This window comes from Terriglobia bacterium, assembly GCA_020073185.1.
GTDB lineage: Bacteria > Acidobacteriota > Terriglobia > Terriglobales > Acidobacteriaceae > JAIQGF01.
In genome coordinates, this window is record JAIQFT010000118.1 from 1 (window position 1) to 3,138 (window position 3,138).

The following is a 3,138-nucleotide window of genomic DNA, read 5'->3' on the forward strand; positions in this document are numbered from 1 at the left end:
ACACCGTTGTGCCGGATAGCTGGCTCATCAGCGTCGCAACGTCTTCCCGGCTTTTTCCCGATCGGCGGATGCTGTCGGACAGAATCTCGCGGAGTGCGAAGTCCGCTCGCGGGTTACTGCGCCGTTCAATCCCGCCAGTTCCGGCAATTGCAGCCATGACTCTTGCCTTGACGGCCCAAATCAGCCGCCCTTATAGTTAGAACAACGGGAGGCAGGCCGACGTAGCTAAGACTACGGTAGGCAGAATGGTAATGTCAACAAGAAAAAACGCCCCATCTCCGACTGCCGCGCCATTGCCCGAAAAGACGCAGGATCGCTCCGCACCCGGTAAGGGAGTGAGGGAAGCCGAGCCCGCTAGCACCAAGGAAACCGGGCAACCTGACCCCGAAGTGAAGAAACTCCGACAGGATGTGCTCGGACTTAGCCAAGAGGAGCTAGCCAGCCAACTCGGGATCAAACGTATTTCCGTCCTGCAATGGGAAAGCGGGAGAACTAAGCCCTCGAATGAAATGTACGTCAAGCTCGCAAAGCTCGCGACCGGCCGTAAGGGCGGAAACGCAATACACTTCTGGGAGAAGGCTGGCGTCGATCTGGAGGCCCTCGGCGGCTTAATACCCGAGGTGGCGGCGACGCTGAAGGAATTTGAGAAAAAAAGGCGCGCGCCTGCGGCCGACGTGGTCAACGTTCCCCTACTGAAGTCGGAATATTCCGAGTTCATCGCGCGCCCCTCCAGCGCGCCTGCCAAGGCGATCGAAAGATGGGTGCCGTGGCCCTCCGAGTCGGTTCGACAGTTGTCCGCTACGTGCTGTTTTTGGGGGCCGGTTGAGTTTGGCCTCCAGCTCTTGGTTCCCGGCCGACAGATTCTGCTGCTCGATAACTCCGTGGTGGACCCGAGCAAGCTCACCGGTGAAATGATTCTGGCGCAGGCTACCAAGCCGAACGACTTCTATCCGGTCGGGCGATGCTACACGGGCTGGTTGCACAGGATTGATCTAGAAAAACTTGAGCAGGCCGGAAGCCTTCGTGAGGTGATTGTCCTGAATGGTGTGCCACCGCAGTGGTGGGAGGCCGCTCAAGAATGGACGCGGTTAGAGAAGCCGGGGACGGTCATCCGGGGCGTCGGCGGTTGGCGAGTGTTGGCACGCGTGATTGGCCAGACATCTTACAAGTTGGACGAAGCAATCGACGCCGGCGAGGCGAAGCGCTGATGAGGATCGCCGCCATCGCCGCCGCCGTTACTAGCCTGATGCCCAGCAGCCAAGGATCACAGCGCATGCGCGGCGATCGTGACACGCTCTCGTGCCATGAAGAACGAAACGCAAGGCAGCGATGCAGCGGATGCAAAACTAATCACTACCGGTGCGGCCGCCAAAGTTTTGGGCTGCTGCGGTCAGACCGTGCGCCGCTACCTCGAATCTGGATTGTTGCGCGGCTGTCGTCCCAATCCATGCGGGTATTTTTTTGTCCTCAAGCACTCCGCTCTGGAATTGAAGGCAGCGCGGGATTCGCAAATATCTTGAACTTCGGTTGTGCGCCAGCGCTAACCCGCGCTCGAAATCTCTTTGATCGTTGTTCGGCCCATGGTTCCTCCTTCCTTGAGACGCACGCCGGCTCCGCCGAGTTCCTCCTCGCGCCTGAACTCCGCGAGCAAAGCGCAGTGGTATCGGCCTCCTCGCCGCCGCGCGATGGAATCCGGGTACAGCCGGCGTGCGTCCTTTTTTCAAGGCGGGTTTTGCCAGGCGGGTGGCGGAAAGGTCAGTGGATTCGCGGCCCACATTGCGGCCGTGAAAGCAAGCAAATCCTAAAAAAGGTGCACCAAGAATGTAACAGTGGCCCTGGAGTACCACCCCGGACCGCGTGACGTGTCACAAAGTCAACCTAGCGCGGTCTAGGGGGTGTTTAGGAGAGGGTCGGACCGCCCTCGGAAGGCAAAAAAGGTGTCTGAGACCAAGCACGACGGGAAGGCACGAACGTGAGCACGTTGGCCGATCAGTGGCTCGAAGTTTTCCGCGCCGGCGACTATGGCGCCAAGGGCAAGTTCACCGAGCAGGATCTTCGCGCGATTGCCTCGTCTTACGATCCGTCCCTGCATGAAGCGCCCGTCGTGATCGGACGTCCGGAGATGAACGCGCCGGCGTTTGGTTGGGTGGAAAAACTGAGAGCCGATGGCGGCACGCTGCTGGCGAAATTGCGCCAGGTGCAGCCCGCGCTTGAAGACATGGTGAGCCGGGGGCTGTTCAAGAAGCGGTCGATCGCGCTGTATCCGAAATTCGAGGCCACGGGTACTCCCTACCTGCGGCACATCGGCTTTCTCGGGGCCATGCCTCCCGAAGTGACGGGATTGGCGGAGGTCCGATTCAACAACAACTTTAGTTCCAGCGCGGCGCACGTCGTTTTCGATGGCGACTTTCTGGGCGAACAGGAGCATGGAGCAATGCGGCACGTCAACCAAACCAGCAGCATAAAGCTTGATCCGGCGTCGGGGGCGTTCGCGGAGCGGATACGACGCCGCGCTATCGACCGCGGTGTCGAGTTCGGCGTCGCGATGAAGGAATTGACGGCTGAGGAGAACGACACAATGAAGTTCAATTCATGTGGCGGCAGCATCGCGCTCGACGTCAGATCGGGTGCCATCGCGGAGGCTGCCAAAGAACGCGCGCGGGAGCGCAACGTCACATTCGCCGAAGCTGTTTCGCAGATTAACCAGGAAGATACCATGCGGGCCGCTCTCAGCCGGGCCGCGCGCAGCATCAACGTTGATCCGCAATCCGTGATTTTCGCCGAGGCCGCGCAACGGCGCGCGGGTGCCGATGGAATTTCTTACGGCGAGGCGCTCACACTGGTATATGCCGAGGCCGCGCCGTTCGCGCGCGCCGACGGAATGAAGCGGGAAATACTGGTGGCGGCGATCGACAACGGCCAGGTGATCCTCAACGCCGGCGCCGCCGCGGGCTTGACGGTCGGAACTCGCTTGAGCGTGCATAGACTGGATCGCGAAATCACCGATCCGGCGTCAACCCAGGTGATCCGCAAGACCTATTTGCCGTTGGGAGAGATCACGATCACCAAGTTGGATGATCTCTCGGCAGACGCGAAGGGCGCGAGTGCGGAACAGTTGAAAGTCGGCGACGTTGCGAC

Annotated in this window: 3 protein-coding genes; all 3 read left to right on the forward strand. The window is 60.3% G+C overall.

From position 1 onward, the window contains the following. Positions 1 to 251 precede the first annotated feature (251 nt). The gene (locus LAN64_20620) at positions 252 to 1,208 is read left to right on the forward strand and encodes a helix-turn-helix transcriptional regulator (GenBank protein ID MBZ5570230.1); all 957 of its coding nucleotides are present in this window, start codon (positions 252 to 254) and stop codon (positions 1,206 to 1,208) included. Between the two features lie 96 nt (positions 1,209 to 1,304). Continuing rightward, the gene (locus tag LAN64_20625; protein ID MBZ5570231.1) at positions 1,305 to 1,520 is read left to right on the forward strand and encodes a helix-turn-helix domain-containing protein; all 216 of its coding nucleotides are present in this window, start codon (positions 1,305 to 1,307) and stop codon (positions 1,518 to 1,520) included. Positions 1,521 to 1,972: 452 nt separating this feature from the next. Continuing rightward, the coding region (locus LAN64_20630) for a hypothetical protein (GenBank protein MBZ5570232.1) at positions 1,973 to 3,138 on the forward strand (1,166 nt) is incomplete at its 3' end.